The sequence below is a fragment of the Brevibacillus antibioticus genome (assembly GCF_005217615.1).
GTDB lineage: Bacteria > Bacillota > Bacilli > Brevibacillales > Brevibacillaceae > Brevibacillus > Brevibacillus antibioticus.
Genome location: NZ_SZNK01000001.1, coordinates 3,989,405 through 4,005,741, shown reverse-complemented (window position 1 = coordinate 4,005,741; position 16,337 = coordinate 3,989,405). Strand labels below are relative to the sequence as shown.

Sequence of the window (16,337 nt, the reverse complement as noted above, 5' to 3'; positions counted from 1 at the left end):
GTTGACGATTAATCAAGATTATCCTGGCTTTTTGATGACCGCCTTTCGCAAACAGCGATTGAACAATTTTCACCTGCGTCAGGTGGAGGTAAACACCCATGTCCTTTGCTATGTGGCAGAAGGAAGTGCAGAGATTACGGTTGATGGTCAAAAGCAGCTGCTCGACGCCGGAAAGCTCTTGTTGTTGCACCCGACGACGAAGATAGAAGAACTGAGGTGTCAATCAGGACCGTTGCACATATACAGGCTGCATTACGTGGAAGCGAGACGCAATCAGCACGAGAGCGCTCCTGAGAGGAAAGAAGTCAAGGTTTTGACTGTCTCTACTCCTGCCTCATTTCTGACGGTATTGGAGGAGCTCTCGCAATTGACACGGCAGCGGGACTACTCTTCTTTTTTGCGGAGCCAAGCGCTGCTCTATGAGCTGCTTGGTACTGTTCATGATGAACAGAAAAAGAAAGAGGAAAAGGGCATTGGAGCGATTGAGGAGACCATCGCTTACATGCAAAAACACTACCGTGAGTCACTGGAATTGGGAAGCTTGCCGAAACTGGCGGGGTTGACCCCCAGCTCTTATTGCCGTGCTTTTAAACGTGCGACGGGAATGACACCTGGGGAGTATTTAACTGGGCTGCGGATGGAGCATGCCAAGGAGCTGCTTGCCCATTCCGGAGGAAGCGTGAAGGATGTAGCTCGTAACGTTGGTTATGCCGATGAGCTGTATTTTAGTAGACTCTTCAAAAAACGCGAAGGATTGTCGCCGCAAATTTATATGAAGCAAGGTGACCAGCGGGTAGTCGTGGTCAGCAAGCTGTTTTTGCAGGATCATTTTCTTGCGATGGGCATTCAGCCGATTGCTGCGCCCTCCTTCCCGAACTATTTTGAAACGAGGACGGGCTTTCCTTCTTATTTGCAGCAAAAGCTGCGCGGGACAAAAGCACTGAATGCAGAGAAGTTAATCGATCCGAAAGAAATTTTGACTTTATCGCCTGATGTGATTGTCAGAATGAATTTTTTCCACAATCGGGAGGCAGGAGACTGGGAGAAAATAAAAGGAACAGTTTCCTTTGACCGCTATCCGAACTGGATAGACTACCAAACCAGATTGGCAACGCTCTTCAGAAAAGAGAGTCAGGCAGAGAAAATCATCAAGCACATCGACAAAGTGGAAAAACAAGCAAGAGATGCGCTGTTGCCAGTTACACGCATGGGTGAATGGACGATGATTCGCGTCCTTGCGGATGAGGTGCGCCTGTATGGTGTTGAGGGGCACGCCCTCGCTGACTTGTTTTATCACAAGCTTGGATTTGCGCCTGATCCGAATGTGACCCACGCAGCCTATAAACCACATGCGCTCAACGATCTGATCGAATTGAACCCGGAGCGAATCATCGTGTTCTGGAGCGAACGGGAGCATGTGGCAGCGCTGTGGAACAATCCGCTGTGGAGAGACTTGCGTGCGGTACGGGAAAACAAAGTGTACCATCCAGCCAATCACGAATGGGACCCATGGGGACCTTTTGGCAGAGAGCATACGATTCAAAGGAGCACAGCGTATTTTCTCCAGGCCGAACAGGGGTAATCTGGTCCATGGCAATTAGACAATGACGTCCATAGAAAAGTAAGAGGAGTCTCTATATACTATCAATTGATAATTGTTATCACTAAGTTGATAAGCAGAAGTGGGGGCATTCTCGATATGAAAAGTAAGACCAGTTTACGTACCATGCGCCACATCATGACCAGCTTCTTCGCGCTGTGCTTACTGGTTGTCCTTGCCGGTTGTGGAGGCAATGCCAATCAAGCTCAACAGACGCCAGCTGCATCGGGAACGACGACTGAGGCTACTCCAGCACCAGCCGATTCTAATGAAGTACGTGAAGTGAAACACGCAATGGGCACCACTCCAATTAAAGGAACACCAAAACGCGTGGTTATTTTGACTAATGAAGGTACCGAAGCGTTGCTTACACTTGGCGTCAAGCCAATCGCTGCTGTACAGTCCTGGGATGAAGATCCTTGGTATTCTCACATCAAAGATGAGATGACAGGTGTAGAAGTGTTGGGCTTCGAAGACCAGCCGAATCTCGAAGCGATTGTAGGCCTGAGCCCTGATTTGATCATCGGGAACAAAGTACGTCATGAAAAGATTTACGATCAACTGTCCAAAATCGCTCCAACCGTATTCTCAGAAGAGCTGTCCGGTAGATGGAAAAGCAACTTCATGCTTTATGCAGAAGCACTGAACAAGAAGGCGGAAGGCGAGCAAGTCATGAAAGAATTCGACGACCGTGTAGCAGCTGCAAAAGCAAAGCTGGGTTCTAAAGCTTCTACGAAAGTATCCGTTGCGAAATTCTCCAAAAAAGGCGTACAAATCTATCAAAAAGATACCTTTAGCGGTGTGATGCTCGATCAGCTCGGACTCGCACGTCCAGCTTCCCAGGACGTAAACAACTTTGCAGAAATGATCAGCGAAGAAGGTATGTCCGCTATGGATGGGGATATCCTGTTCTACTGGGTAACGGAGCCAACGAAAGAATCGAAAGACGTTGCGAACAACGCGAAAAAATGGATGGAAAGTCCAGTCTTCAAATCTCTGAATGTGACAAAAAACAATCAGGTTTACCAAGTAGACGAAACCGTTTGGAACAAAGCAGGCGGTATCAAGGCAGCGAATTTGCTGCTCGAAGATATCATGAAGCGCCTTGATGTGAAGTAAGTAGAATAAGGCGTCAAAGCGAGAGACCTCATCAGAAGTATGGATGGGGTCTTTTCTTGGCATAATATGGGTGTACCGCTTAGTTCATGCGCCCTAAATTTTCCATTCATTTATTCAGCCATGACATTTGTCATATCCTCGACTTGACGTTTATGACTACAGCGGTCAGACGCTATTTTCTACAATAAAGATAGAATATTGCGTCCGGCGAATTCTATGGCCCTGTACGCTTCGATCGAGGAGGAAACAATTGATGCATCAAGCCAACATTGCCGAGTTAAAAAAGAATGTTGCCCCCTTTGAAAAATCAGAGATGAAAAAGAGTATCCGACAGCTGATTAATACGCTGGTTCCGCTGATTCTGCTCTGGTACGGTGCTTATCTCAGTCTGTCCGTGTCCTATTGGCTCACGCTGCCTATCGTCATTGTCGCGGCTGGCTTCGTCATCCGTACCTTCATCATTTGCCACGATTGCTGCCACCAATCCTTTTTCAAAAAACGTCTGGCGAATGACATCGTGGGGACAATTACTGGTGTACTTACCCTCGTTCCGTATGAACAGTGGAAAAATAGTCACAATATTCACCATGCAACGAGCAGCAACCTCGACAAACGGGGCGTAGGCGATCTGTGGATGATGACTGTTAATGAATATCTCGAAGCTCCAATTTGGCATAAAATTGCTTATCGGCTGTATCGTAATCCGATCGTTATGTTTGGTTTGGGTCCTATTTTTGTCTTTTTGCTCCAATATCGTTTTAATGTAAAGCGAGCTCGCCGCAAAGAGCGGTTGAATACGTACTTAACGAATGTGCTGCTGGTCGGTCTTTATGCGCTCTTAATCTGGGCGGTTGGCTGGCAAGCATTCCTGCTGATTCAAGGTCCGATCTTTTTTGTCTCGGGATTGTTTGGGATTTGGCTGTTTTATGTGCAGCATACGTATGAGGATTCGTACTTTGAGAACGAAGAAGAGTGGAGCTACGTGAAAGCAGCAGTAGAAGGAAGCTCCTACTATAAGCTGCCGAAGGCTTTGCAATGGATCACAGGCAATATTGGCTTTCACCACGTCCATCATTTAAGCCCACGCGTACCGAATTACAACTTGGAAAAAGCACATAATGAGACACCGCCGCTTCATATGGCGACAACGATTACACTGGCGTCCAGCCTGCAGTGCCTGCGGTTTCATTTATGGGATGAAAGCAACAAGCGCTTTGTGAGCTTCAAAGGCATCAAGCGATTGGCTGCTGATCGATCAGAAGCGATCATGGATGCACTCCAAGGCTCCAAACCGAGCTTGGAAGGAAAATAAGCCTGCCATAAACCTTTGAATTCCGATACACTTGAGAGAGTGGCGAAGAAAAGGTGGGCAAGTATGCAGAAGCAGAAGTGGTATCACATTCTTCAAAAAAATACGGGCTTGAGCCCTTATGTGTGGGTTGTCTTCTACATCCTGCCATTCTATTTCATCTTCCGGTCATCCTCGACGTACGAAGCGGTGATCGGAATCATCATGATCATTCTGTTTTTCATTTGTTATGTATTCTCCTTTCTGTCAAAGGGCTGGCTGATTTACTTTTGGACGAGTGTGCAGATCATCATATCCATCGCCATGACCTTGATGTTCGGCTATGTGTATTTCTCGCTCTTCTTGGCGTTTTTTATCGGGAATATCGAGAACAGAATCGGCTTTGTTACGCTGTACACGGTTCATTTGATTAGCACCACCATATCGGTCAACATCGGATTTTTTACCAAAAACGCGCAATTGATCGGTCAGCTTCCATTTGTTTTGGTTAGCATGATAGCTGTCATTCTCTTGCCCGTAACCACGTACAACTGGAATAAGCGAGAGAAGCTGCAGGGAGAGTTGGAGCATGCGAACAAGCGAATATCAGAGCTGGTCAAGCTCGAGGAGCGCCAACGCATTGCCCGGGACTTGCACGATACGTTGGGGCAGAAGCTCTCCCTAATTGGGTTGAAAAGCGATTTGGCGAACAAGCTGATCAACAAAAATCCTGCTCTGGCGAGAACAGAGCTGGAGGAAATCAGGCAGACAGCACGAATCGCTTTGAAAGAAGTACGGGAAATGGTCACGCAAATGCGTGGGACGCGGCTAGAGGATGAGATGTTTCGGATCAAACAAATTTTCAAGGCAGCGGAAATTGAATTCGTGCTGGAAGGCGACACGAATCTGACCAATACTTCGCTGATGACGGAAAACGTGTTGTGCATGTGCCTGAAAGAAGCGGTCAACAATATTGTGAAGCATAGCAATGCCACTGTCTGCTCCATTGTCATCGAACCCACTCGTACCGATCTTGTCGTAAGGGTAACGGATAATGGGATCGGAATGGCGGAGGAATTGGTCTACCGAGGCAACGGTTTGCGCGGGATGAAGGAACGGCTGGAATTTGTCAACGGAAGCATGGAAATCCAGTCTTCCGTGTCCGGAACACAGCTAGTGATTCGGGTACCCAATGTCTTCAAACAACCGGAACAGGAGGCGGGAGGATGATTCGCATTGTCATTGCAGAGGATCAGCGGATGCTTTTAGGAGCCCTTGCTTCCCTGCTCGATTTGGAAGAGGATATGAAGGTTGTCGGGCGAGCCAGTAACGGTGAGGATGCCGTCAAGCTCGTGCATCAGCATCAGCCCGACATTTGCATTATGGATATCGAAATGCCAGTCAAAAGCGGATTGGACGCTGCCGAGGAATTGAAAGGTAGCGGCTGCAAGGTGATGATTCTAACGACCTTTGCTCGCCCAGGTTACTTCGAACGAGCGCTGAAGGCAGGTGCAAACGGCTACTTGCTCAAGGACAGTCCGAGCGAAGAGTTGGCCAGCTCGATTCGCAGCATAATGGCGGGGCGACGGATCTACGCCCCTGAGCTGGTGGATGAGGCATACGGACAGGAGAATCCGCTGACGGTGCGGGAAAAGGAAGTCCTGGTCTTGATCGCTGACGGGAAGAACACCAAGGAGATTGCCAGTCAGTTGTACATTACGACAGGCACTGTGAGAAATTACATCTCTGTCATTCTCGACAAGCTCGGTGTGAGCAATCGAATTGAAGCGATTATGCATTCCAAGGAAAAAGGCTGGTTTAAGTAGTGGACCAGCTAGAGGAGGCCCTTTCTGTTTTGGCAGGAAGGGTTTCTTTTTTTATCATTTTAGCCAAGAAGACTCCCACCTCAAGGAACGTGAAGGTGCGACAGCACCAGTGAGTAGGCGGGAGATGAATGGCTTCGGACAAGGGATGACTATATGTCATCTCAATTGTCCGACATCTTTAAACCTTTCCGTATCAGCTCATAGACTGCTCCTGCAAATGATGAAATGTAGTTTTCTTTTTGGTACTTCTCTATAGCTTCTATCAACTCTTTAGGGAACTTGATAAGCTTTGGAATTCGACTCATTTTTTCACCTCTAACAAATATGCTTGATGTATGCTAAGTAAAAAGTATATACTAAGTATATGCGGAAGAGAGGCGAAAATCAAATGTTGGTGAATAAAGCATTTAAGTTTCGTATCTATCCAACTCAAGAGCAAGTGACACTCATCAACAAGACAATCGGATGCGCTCGTTTTGTATTCAATCATTTTTTGGCAAAGTGGAACGATATATACAAGGAAACAAGTAAGGGTTTGTCCTATAAGGAATGTTCTGCTCAATTGCCTTCACTAAAAGAAGAATACATATGGCTAAAAGAAGTAGATTCTATTGCTGTACAGTCTTCTGTTAAAAATCTAGCAGATGCTTATTCTCGTTTTTTCAAAAAACAGAATGATACCCCACAATTCAAAGGGAAGAAGAATAGAGTTCAGTCCTACACCACAAAACATACGAAAGGAAACATCGCTGTATTCGATAAGTATATCAAGCTCCCTAAACTTGGACTTGTTAAATACGCCAAGAGTCGTGAGGTAGATGGGCGAATCATTAACGCTACGGTTAGACGTAATCCGTCAGGTAAATACTTCGTGTCTATACTTGTAGAAGTTGAGGTTCAGACCTTGCCTAGAGCTAATAAAGAAGTTGGAATTGATGTCGGCTTGAAGGATTTCGCTATTCTCTCTACGGGTAAAGTGTTTGAAAATCCTAAGTTCTTGCGAAAGATGGAAACAAAGCTCATTCGTGAGCAACGTACAATGTCAAGACGAACCAAAGGAGGTTCTAACTGGAACAAACAACGCATTAAAGTAGCAAGAATCTATGAGCGTATTACGAATGCAAGGACAGATTACTTGCAAAAGATTTCAACGTATGTTGTTAAAAACCACGACATCATAGCGATTGAGGATTTGCAGGTATCTAACATGTTAAAGAATAGCAAGTTAGCTAAAGCAATCAGTGAAGTTTCTTGGTATCAATTCAGAACGATGCTTGAGTACAAAGCGAATTGGTATGGTCGAACTGTAGTTACAGTAGGCAAGACGTTCGCTTCTTCTCAACTATGCTCAAATTGTGGATACCAAAACAAGGACGTTAAAAATCTTAACCTACGTGAATGGAATTGCTCTGAGTGTGGAGCGCATCACGATAGGGATATTAACGCAAGTCGAAACATTCTTGCTGAAGGCAAAAGACTATTGTCTGCATAATCGCAGTAACCGTAGGGATTACGGGGATAGCCTACTCAATTAGAAGCCGCTAGGTTTCCGTACGTAGGAATCTCCCACCTCTAAATGTAAGCGTAGGTGGGAGTAGTTCAAGGGGTTATGATTAATGATCTGGTATATTTAGTATGATTTCATCCACGATAGTATATGAATGCTACTAGCATATTTTTTATAGTTTCCATCGTTATGATAAAGGGAGGCTTAAAGTGAATCTAGAAACCGATGATCCAAAACAAGTTGTTTTACAGGTTGGAGGGGTATTAAAAAAAATTCGTAAAGAGAAGCATTTGAGCCTGGAAGATTTATCAGAATTATCCGGTGTGAGCAAGCTGACACTTGGAAATATTGAGCGTGGAGAAACCAACCCAACAATCGGGATGCTGTGGAAAATTTCGAAATGCTTATCGATACCACTCTTGGCGCTATTCTCAACGGAAAACAGTGTGAATCTGTCCAGAGCTGGGAAGGGACTCAGAATTGCTGGGGATAATAAGGATTGGGTCATTGAGCCAATCTTTCAAAACGTAAGTAATGAAATGGAAACGTATAGAGCTTATTTACAACCGAATAGCTCGTACTATCCAGAGAAGCATCACCACAATACAACGGAAATTGCGACAGTAATGTCAGGAACCCTTTCCATTCATGTCAATAATGAGTCATACGTCTTGAATCAATATGATTCGATTAGTTTTTGTGCAGATGGCACGCATTCATATATAAATCAGTCCGACGATCTTGTTGTGCTCCATATTATATTGAAATACGGGGTCTAATAATCAATCCCCTGTTATTCTCATAGACTACCACGACTATGACCCTTTATCGACAGAATGGTTGCTAGAGGGTTATTTTTTGTTGTGATTTATGAGAGAGGATCGATATTGGACAATCGTCATATATTATAGTATATTTTTTGGTTAAATGTATATTATAATATACTTTTTGTTCCGGTCTCGAATGAAGGAGGGAAAATGATGAGCACTCAAGATATAAAATCAAAGACAAGTGTTACTAGATCAGCGGCTTGGGTGGCTATTGTAGGTATTATATTTATTGCAGTCAATTTACGGGCTCCGTTAACCTCGGTGGGGCCTCTAGTTGGTCTTATTAGGGACGATGTACATATTTCGAATACGCTGGCAGGTATGATTACCACGTTGCCCCTATTAGCCTTTGCACTTATTTCTCCTCTTGTTCCTAAATTAGGACGAAAATTTGGAGTAGAAGGAATGATTCTAATTTCCATCATCCTTCTTACTTTTGGGATTTTTTTGCGTTCTCTCCCAGGAATCGCTACTTTATATATCGGTACTGCTGTTCTTGGATTGGCAATTTCCGTTTCGAATGTATTGTTGCCTAGCCTTATTAAGCGAGAGTTTCCTAGACGAATTGGTTTAATGACTGGTGTATATTCCATTTCTATGAATTTATTAGGGGCAATAGCATCTGGTATTAGTGTTCCCATTGCAGTTGGATTAGGAGTTGGATGGCAAGGGGCATTGGGAATATGGGGCATTCTTAGTTTGGTATCTGTATTATTTTGGCTACCTCAAATGAAACGCCGCAATAGGGAAACAGCCACCGGTCAAAATCAATCGGCCGATAGCAGTGTGAATTTATGGCGTTCCGCACTAGCGTGGCAAGTAACCTTGTTTATGGGACTCCAATCCATGATTTTCTATGTACTTATCACATGGCTACCTGAAATCTTAAAACAGCAAGGAACAAGTTCAGATCAATCTGGTTGGTTACTTTCCATTATGCAGTTAGCCTTGCTTCCATTTACTTTTGTCGTTCCGATTATCGCAGGGCGTATGTCCAGTCAACGCTCTTTAGTTACGATTACGGCCATCTTGCTTTTAATGGGGACTCTTGGATTACTTTACGGAAACGCGAATTTCATTGTTTGGTGGATCATCCTGCTCGGAATTGGTGGAGGTTTTGCATTTAGTTTATCGATGATGTTTTTTGGCTTGCGTACAGAGAATGCTCAACAGGCTGCAGAGCTGTCCGGTATGGCTCAATCAGTTGGCTACCTACTTGCTGCAATAGGCCCGACCCTCTTCGGATATCTGCATGATGTAACGGATAGCTGGACTGTTCCACTTCTACTTTTGGTTTGTGCGTCAATCTTTCTCTTTATATTTGGTCTAGGTGCAGCTAGAAATCGCTATGTTGGTTCAAAAGCACCGATTCCACCGAGACCAATACCGCCAAAAGCGATGTAAGCAAACTTAGATACGCTTCCTTCTCCAAAACGCGTCGTGAAGCGGCATGCTCTTCGGAACAGGAGCCCTCGGCCTATGGCCAAAAAGAAAAGAAACAAGCTGATGTCGATTGAGTTTCGACGTCAGCTTGTAGATGAGATGATGCCATGTGTCTATCTATTATGAATGCAGTTACCTAATTGGTTAGTTTTTCCTATAGGTGCTTGATCAGGTTCATTGTTCCCGTTGATCTGATAACGATCCATCCGTCAGGAATAGGCGAGCCTAGCATCACCCATACCTCTTGCCCAGAAGAAGCGTTGTTAAGATTTTTAATCAAGTTCATATTTCCAGAACTTCTGATCACAGCCCATCCAGTTGGAATGGGGGAGCCGAGCATAACCCAAACTTCGTAACCAGCAGGGGCCTTGTTTACATCCTTAATCAGGTTCATAGTACCAGTACTTCTGATTACGACCCAACCGCTTGGAATAGGGGAGCCGAGCATTACCCAGACTTCCTGGCCAAATGCGGCATTTTTGATTATTGTTTTTTCGGAGGCTGGCGCCTTCTCCTGTAAAGGTAGAGATGCCCCGTGGGCTTCTGCGGCTAAACATGGTACAGCGACAACTGAGCTTAATGTCAGGATGATCAAGGCTTTTTTAAACATGAACATCAACCTTTCATGACAGTGGTAATGTAGCTCTGAAACGCTCATCGAGTGGATGCCAGATGTTTAGGTACTCTATACAGAATAATGAGATGGATTTCATCGCCCCTCCCAAAAAACTTCCTATATATACCATTTTATAGGATGATCACTTTTTTTACTTTAGGAGATATTGTCGAATGGTAGACAAAGTAGACGACATGTTTGCACAATACACGATTGGTTAAAGGAACGAAAGCGAATCGCTCTGACACTAGAAAGAGCGACGAGCATGGCAAAAGATGATTATGCGATTGGACTGGACTTGGGTGGGACCAAAATCTTGGTTGGTTTCATTGATCATACAGGCAGGATAATCGCACAAAAGCAGCTGTCGACCTTAGCGGAAGAGGGAGAAAAGGCAGTGGTCGAAAGGGTGCTGTCTGCTCCAAGATTAGGAGGGACAACTTGCGACGTTTTTGGGACGAGGCGTAAAACGGTAATGGATCAAACGGCATTTGGGGAACCCCGAACGGCCGTTTTTTCTTTGGGCCAAAAATAAAAAACCTCTCCTTTATCAGGAGAGGTGATGGAGACATTAGAAGGATTGCGAAGCTTTTGGATTCGCACCGTATTGGTTGTCTTCTTTGCTGTCTTGGCACAAGAAAACGAGTAAAATAATTGCACCGACCAAAGGAACAAACGAGAGAAGGATCCACCAACCGCTTCTTCCTGTATCGTGCAATCGGCGAGCGGTTACGCTCAAACTAGGCAGTAATACTGCCAGTGAGTAGATCATACCCAAAACAGATGCTGTACCAATTAATGAGTCTACGAGAGCAATTACCAAAGATACGATGATGTTGAACAAAGTGAACATCCAATATTCTTGACGTCTAGCTCTTCCTGCAAAAGCGACGTATTGTTTCAACACGCTTGTATACCAATGCATGATAATTTCCCCCTTTCTGCTAAATTTTGACACACTTCGATATTTTACCACTAAACCCAGTGGATTAGAACCATATTTCGTTAAGTTTATCTGATGCTATTGAATCATTTTTTGATAGGACAAAAGTAATAGGTATTTATGAACGAGATGGAGGAAAAAGTAAGAACGAACGAGTTTTGGATACCACAGGGGGAAATGACTCTTGGAACAAAAAACGGAACAAAACGTTACGCTGCATGGCTTCAATAATTTGACCAAGTCACTCAGCTTCAACATGTACGACATCTGTTACACAAAAACAAAAGCGGAACGGGAAGCGTATATCGAATACATAGATGAACAATATAATGCCGAGCGTTTGACGAATATCCTGAAAAACGTGTCGGATATTATCGGCGCACATATATTGAATGTCGCCCAACAAGATTATGTACCACAAGGTGCGAGCGTCACGGTTCTTGTATCCGAGGGGCCAGTCGTAGAAGTCCCTACTGAATCTTATGAGGAATCCCCCGGACCTTTGCCTGAAAATGTGGTGCTGCAATTGGACAAGAGCCATATTACGGTGCATACGTACCCAGAGTACCATCCAACAGAGGGTATCAGTACATTCCGGGCCGATATTGACGTGTCGACCTGTGGCGAAATTTCTCCGCTCAAAGCACTCAATTATTTAATTCGTTCGTTTGATACAGACTTGATGACAATTGATTACAAGGTGCGCGGTTTTACCCGGGATATTCATGGATATAAGCTGTTTATCGATCACGACATCAGTTCGATCCAAAATTATATTCCCGAGGAAATTAAGGAATTGTTCCATATGATTGATGTGAATGTGTACCAAGATAATATTTTCCATACCAAATGTAAACGCAGGCAATTTGATCTGAACAATTATTTGTTTGGATACACGAAGGATAGGCTGACACCAGAGGAGCAGGAGGATATTACGAAGCAATTGCAAATAGAGATGGACGAGATTTACTATGGGAAAAATTTTGTGAATTAAAGAGGAAGCCTTCTCTCAGATTGAGGAAGCTTTTTTCGTAGCTGTAGTGGGGGAAAGAAGCGCATTTCCAGTCTACGCTTCGGCCTACGCCCCGCAAGAGGGGATTCACTGTTCGCTCCGAAATGAATGGCGGGAGCGCTTCAAACGTAGATAGTTTCGAGGAAGTATCTCATAAGTGAAGCTGAAATTCCCCGCCATTCATTTCGGAGCTGGGTTGGGCTCCAGAGGCGCTTGGACTGGAAATGCGCTTCTTTCTACGCAGCTTAAGAAGCTCTGAAATATGAATCGAGATCTCTAAAATCGAAATAATTCCTACAGACTACACCAGAAGATGAAGCAAAAGATCATCTACTTCAAGAGACTTCCAGACATAACTGAGAAAAAGGTCTAACCATCGAAATGATCCTCTGCTGTTCGAAAGTCATGGCACATGTTTGGAAGGAGACCGCCCGAACGAAGAGAGGATATAGGCGACTGGAAAACATGTGTCATGGCTTCCCCCGACCTCAACAGTTGGAGGACATCGTTCTTTTATCTTCTCGAAGAGTTGGGTTAAGATAGTAGGCCCGAATCTCCTCCAGCGTTTTTCTAGCAGGCTGCACGAATTCGCGGTCCCAGTCTTCCGGAGGGGAATCCAGCGAAATGCCCTTTTCCTGCAAGGTTCGAAACAGCTCCTTATCCGCTTGTGTAGGTATCCACCACGTGTAGACGGGATTCGTTTTGCCATTGAGCAAGGATTCGAACATAAATTTTACATAGGTAGCTGTAGAGAGTTCGCCGTAATTGACGTCGAATTCAGGCCCGGGAGCCGGATAATCCTCTGGATAGCGGAACGGACCAAAGTGAATGGAAATACCGAGAAAGCCGACAGGTGGAATGTTGTTTCCATACCCCGGAAGAGTGAACGGCAAATCGGCTGCGAAGTGCAGGCGAATCATGACAGAGTTGATGAATTGCCGTTCGAAGAAACTTTCTTTTTGCCAAATGCCGAGTTCTCGCGAAAGAGTATCCCAGTGAATAATGGACGTATTGTGTGCGAGCCAAAAAGAGGAAGACATCTGTTCAAACGTTTTGTAAAATTCCTCGTCGTGATCATGAAACGGATCAAGCATGTCGAACAGGCTGAAGCATCCGTGTTTTCTCCTCCATTTTTGCGCGATGATCAGAAAATCAATCAATCGTTGGATTCGCAGCTCAGGGCTTCTCTCATTATTGGCAAACAGATACGTAGCTTCTATTAAATCGGCAGTGAAGTTGCCGTTAACAAAATCCCAGTAATTGATTTCACCAGCTTCTACGCGTTCTTCATTAATCCGTTTCGTATCCGTTTCCCATCGCGCAAAGGTGGTGACATCAATGCCGAAATAAAGCTCAGGCAAGAGGTCGCCCAAAATATGGAAGCGGTAAGGGCTGGACTGCTGGAACCAAGTTTTGATGAAGTCCAGGCGAGAAGAGGGAGACAAGACAGCGGCCCGCTCCACATAGTTCGTTTTAGCAACGGTTGACTCGAATTCTTCAACGGATGAGGCAATCGCCACGAAAGGGGCTGCTGAGGTTAGGAAGTCCACGCCGTCTTCGTCGCTGTCGTATTGCACAATGATTTGCTGGAAGCTTGCCTCAGCAAAAGGGGATAACATGAGCTGATTCCAACGGTGCGCGGTTGTATCGTCAATGGCGCCGATGACGACGACGGGTTTATCTGGTTCCCCGCGAAAAGAAATAGAGGCACCGTTTTGGACGACGATCTTGTTTTGACACCGTACGTTGATGGATGTACCTGCTTCAAAACTGATGGAAGTCCCAGCAGCTATGATGACATCCTCTGGTCCGATCATGTACGGCCCATTTTCTTCGGAAAATTCCTCCGACTGATTGATGATCCCCGATAGGCGCTTGTACTTATCTACGTGCAGTTGATAGGTGTGCTGAGGGTCTGGATCAGGCCCAATCGTCAGCTGCACGTAGTAAAGACCATCTTCCTCCGGAAAAAACGGAAGGATGATGGGGGCGTTTGGACTATATTCAGCTTCTGCAAGTTTTGTTCGATGGATGTCATAGATTCTGATGGTAGTCAAAGGATGCGTCAGGTTATTGATATGGATTTCAATAGCGTCTGTAGAAGCAAGAAAGAGCTTGTACATCTCCACCTTGGGTTCAAGGTTAGGAGAAGCTTTTCGGATTCGTTTGTCCGTTTCCAAAATCGATGTATACGTGCTGACGGTCATGTAAAACAGGCTCCTATCAAAATGGTATAGGCATAATGGAATGGTTTACTAGTAATTGACGCCTGAATATAGAAAAAGTTTTGAGCTTTGCGGGGTCTTTTGATCTAGAAAATAAGAAAAAGGATAGGGGTCAGGTGATTTCTGACGATCCTATCCTTTTTCTTATGGGAGATGTTCTTTATTTTCCGCCAGCCTGTGTGAGTATTTCCATCATTTCTTTGTAGCCTTACTCACGATCAGCCGCAGGGGTGCGGCCTTTCCTATCGGTGGCGTCAATATCCGCGCCATCTGTTAGCGCCGCTTAAGATGGCGATCGTCATAAGACCGATACGCAGTATAGCGAGCCCACACCTTTTTTTGATTTGGATGCCTGCATCACACGAAGAGGTAGTTCACAAAGACTACTCCACTGTCAGCTCGGCAGAAGATTTACCAGCCCAATCGCCGACAGGTGTTACTGTGTATGTGGTACCTGCTTTCAGTTTACCATCTTGCTGGATGTCAAATACGCCTGTGGTACCTTTGCGGCTGGAATATTTGTACGTCGCCAGCAGTTTTTCTCCATCTGCACTAGTGAGTTCTACGCTGCGTCCGGAGAACAGCTCGTCTCCCGGGTCCTCTGTCAGGGAAACGGTGATAGAAGTTTCACTAACTGCTTTGGCTTCGCTGATTTCAAGCGGAGCGATTTCTTTTGCGACGAAGGTTGGATTCGCGATATTCGCCCAGTCGGAGGTAATGGTGAACGTAACGCCCGGAGTCAGGACTTGGCCTTCTGGCAGACGGAATTTAATTTCTTGTTTGCCGTCTGTTGATTGTGTGAAAGGCACGTATTTCGCTACGATTGGTTGTCCGCCTTCTGGTGTAATGGTCACTTGTCTTGCTTGCATGGAAGAAATGATTTGATACGTTTTGCCGTTTGCACCGTTGTTTTGATCCAGCACCAATGCATTTGCACCGCGCCCTCCGCTGTAGGCGGAGATGACATATCCATAATCGATGACACCGTTTGCTTGCAGGGACTCGACTTCAAACGTATCGTTTGTTACTTGGCGCACTTCTGTCATGTTGATCTTGGTTGCGTTGCCCGCGAATGTGCCCGCCTTTTTCCCTTTGTATGTCAGGCTGTAGGTGATTCCTGGCTTTTGAACAGAGGTTGGCACGATGTAGGTATGGGTAGAACCTGTTTTCAGACGTGGCATATTGGTCAGTGTCAGTCCATCGCTAAAGACAAAGTCTTCTTTTGCTTTGGCAAATACTTCATTTTCTGCGGTCAACGGAGCATCGAACGTCACAATCAATGTAATTTCGTTCAAGGCGTGTACGCTGGTGATGGTCGCTTTATCAGAAGGGATTGCCTGGCGAGCCACATTCAACAGATAAGCCGCTTCACCGCGAGTAACGGTGCTGTCAGCGGAGAAGAAGCGTTCCGCCCAGTAGTTAACCGACTTCACATCACGCTTGAGCGCCTTTGCGACGATTTGTGCGAATTCAGCATCTGTCACGGTTCCACGTGGATCAAAATGGCCATCTTTTGCTTGCATGATATCGAGGGATACCAGATCTACCGCGTATTTATAGAACCAGTCATTTGCTTTCACATCCGTAAACGTTACGAATTTATCTGTTTTGCCGCCTTGCAAGCCAAAGGTGTGTGCGACCATTTTTGCCAGCTCGGCACGCGTAACCTGATTATGAATGTTACTGCCTTGCATGACTTTCAGCTTGGAGAGTTCAGTAACGGCTTGTTGAATTTCTTGAGCACTCAGGGGAGTGGAAGCTGCTTGCACGTTCAATGCAGCGTAAGGAAGGGATGCTGTGCCCATAATAGTTGCAAGCATCATGATCGCGATTTTATTGGAAAGCTTTTTCATCAGTTGGTCCTCCTTTAGATCAATTGAGTGGGTGTTGCTTGATTATCTGTAGGATAGTCGAGAGACCTAAACTGC

Annotated in this window: 14 protein-coding genes; 10 read left to right on the top strand and 4 right to left on the bottom strand. The window is 45.2% G+C overall.

Going from position 1 to position 16,337, the window contains the following annotated elements; genetic code table 11:
* Position 1 precedes the first annotated feature (1 nt).
* From E8L90_RS19090 to E8L90_RS19055, 8 genes are all read left to right on the top strand, one after another.
* Positions 2-1,582, top strand: a complete 1,581-nt coding sequence (locus E8L90_RS19090) for a helix-turn-helix domain-containing protein (RefSeq protein ID WP_244297297.1) — start codon at positions 2-4, stop codon at positions 1,580-1,582.
* Positions 1,583-1,699: 117 nt separating this feature from the next.
* Positions 1,700-2,719, top strand: coding sequence for an ABC transporter substrate-binding protein (locus E8L90_RS19085; RefSeq protein WP_137030816.1), 1,020 nt, complete (start codon positions 1,700-1,702; stop codon positions 2,717-2,719).
* Positions 2,720-2,972: 253 nt separating this feature from the next.
* Entirely contained in the window at positions 2,973-4,031 is a 1,059-nt protein-coding gene (desA, locus tag E8L90_RS19080; protein WP_137030815.1) for a Delta(5) desaturase DesA, read from the top strand.
* Between the two features lie 63 nt (positions 4,032-4,094).
* Complete coding sequence (locus tag E8L90_RS19075; protein WP_137030814.1) at positions 4,095-5,237, top strand: sensor histidine kinase; 1,143 nt, start codon at positions 4,095-4,097, stop codon at positions 5,235-5,237.
* Positions 5,234-5,833, top strand: coding sequence for a response regulator transcription factor (locus tag E8L90_RS19070; RefSeq protein WP_137030813.1), 600 nt, complete (start codon positions 5,234-5,236; stop codon positions 5,831-5,833). The genes E8L90_RS19075 and E8L90_RS19070 overlap by 4 nt, the downstream gene beginning before the upstream one ends.
* A 388-nt stretch (positions 5,834-6,221) precedes the next feature.
* The gene (gene tnpB, locus E8L90_RS19065) at positions 6,222-7,325 is read left to right on the top strand and encodes an IS200/IS605 family element RNA-guided endonuclease TnpB (protein WP_137030812.1); all 1,104 of its coding nucleotides are present in this window, start codon (positions 6,222-6,224) and stop codon (positions 7,323-7,325) included.
* A 224-nt stretch (positions 7,326-7,549) separates the two neighbouring features.
* Positions 7,550-8,119: a helix-turn-helix domain-containing protein gene (locus tag E8L90_RS19060; RefSeq protein WP_137030811.1), complete on the top strand. Its 570-nt coding sequence runs from the start codon at positions 7,550-7,552 to the stop codon at positions 8,117-8,119.
* 201 nt (positions 8,120-8,320) lie between these two features.
* A complete protein-coding gene (locus E8L90_RS19055) occupies positions 8,321-9,574 on the top strand; it encodes a CynX/NimT family MFS transporter (RefSeq protein WP_137030810.1) in 1,254 nt (417 codons plus the stop codon).
* 193 nt (positions 9,575-9,767) lie between these two features.
* Here E8L90_RS19055 and E8L90_RS19050 read toward each other — a convergent pair whose 3' ends face one another.
* Positions 9,768-10,223 carry a hypothetical protein gene (locus E8L90_RS19050; protein ID WP_137030809.1) on the bottom strand — a complete coding sequence of 152 codons (456 nt, stop codon included), beginning with the start codon at positions 10,221-10,223 and terminating at the stop codon, positions 9,768-9,770.
* A 271-nt stretch (positions 10,224-10,494) separates the two neighbouring features.
* Here E8L90_RS19050 and E8L90_RS30905 point away from each other — a divergent pair, with 271 nt between their 5' ends.
* Positions 10,495-10,764: a hypothetical protein gene (locus tag E8L90_RS30905; protein WP_244297295.1), complete on the top strand. Its 270-nt coding sequence runs from the start codon at positions 10,495-10,497 to the stop codon at positions 10,762-10,764.
* 36 nt (positions 10,765-10,800) lie between these two features.
* On the opposite strand, the gene E8L90_RS19040 is transcribed toward E8L90_RS30905, so the two are convergent.
* Entirely contained in the window at positions 10,801-11,154 is a 354-nt protein-coding gene (locus tag E8L90_RS19040; RefSeq protein ID WP_137030808.1) for a DUF805 domain-containing protein, read from the bottom strand.
* A 202-nt stretch (positions 11,155-11,356) separates the two neighbouring features.
* On the opposite strand from E8L90_RS19040, the gene speD reads away from it, so the two are divergent.
* Positions 11,357-12,166: an adenosylmethionine decarboxylase gene (gene speD, locus E8L90_RS19035; RefSeq protein ID WP_137030807.1), complete on the top strand. Its 810-nt coding sequence runs from the start codon at positions 11,357-11,359 to the stop codon at positions 12,164-12,166.
* A 506-nt stretch (positions 12,167-12,672) separates the two neighbouring features.
* Here speD and E8L90_RS19025 read toward each other — a convergent pair.
* Together E8L90_RS19025 and E8L90_RS19020 are read right to left on the bottom strand one after the other, a co-directional pair.
* Positions 12,673-14,391, bottom strand: coding sequence for a hypothetical protein (locus E8L90_RS19025; RefSeq protein WP_137030806.1), 1,719 nt, complete (start codon positions 14,389-14,391; stop codon positions 12,673-12,675).
* 401 nt (positions 14,392-14,792) lie between these two features.
* Complete coding sequence (locus E8L90_RS19020) at positions 14,793-16,262, bottom strand: S-layer homology domain-containing protein (RefSeq protein ID WP_137030805.1); 1,470 nt, start codon at positions 16,260-16,262, stop codon at positions 14,793-14,795.
* Positions 16,263-16,337: the final 75 nt, after the last annotated feature.